The sequence below is a fragment of the Vibrio sp. 1562 genome, from assembly GCF_033340155.1.
GTDB lineage: Bacteria > Pseudomonadota > Gammaproteobacteria > Enterobacterales > Vibrionaceae > Vibrio > Vibrio alginolyticus.
Genome location: NZ_JAWOVY010000828.1, coordinates 1 through 506, shown reverse-complemented (window position 1 = coordinate 506; position 506 = coordinate 1). Strand labels below are relative to the sequence as shown.

Below are 506 nucleotides of genomic sequence, written 5' to 3'. Positions count from 1 at the left end.
TGCTTCCATGCGAGGTGGGAACTCTTTAAACGTACCCATTACCTCTTTCACTTTCTCTACCGCTGGCATCATTAGGAATGAGCGCTCGTACATCCAACGAGAGTAACCCATACCTTGGTCACCACGTTCGAATGGGTCGATGCTCAAATCGAAGATCAATGGAACACGAAGTTTAGTGAATGGTTTACGCCATACATCCATACCCGTTTCATTTTCTTGGATCATGAAGTGGTATTTGTACTTACCGTAACGTAGTGCAACCAAGTCACCGTCATCACTCCAGTAAACGAATTCGTTACGAGCAGACTTGTCTGACTTACCTGTGATGTATGGCAATTGGTTGTAACCATCTAGGTGAACTTTGTAGTTCATCTTGCCAACTTTCTTACCTTTCAGTAGCTCGTCTTTAACTCTAGTGTCACCTGCTGCTGCAACCAATGTTGGGAAGAAGTCTTCAAGAGACATCATGCCATTAAAGGTTTCGCCAGCTTTGATGTGACCAGGCC

General features: G+C 44.7%; 1 pseudogene. It reads right to left on the bottom strand.

The features are described from left to right. Window positions 1-506 (bottom strand): annotated as a pseudogene (locus R7Z49_RS27905) (arylsulfatase); the annotation flags it as partial.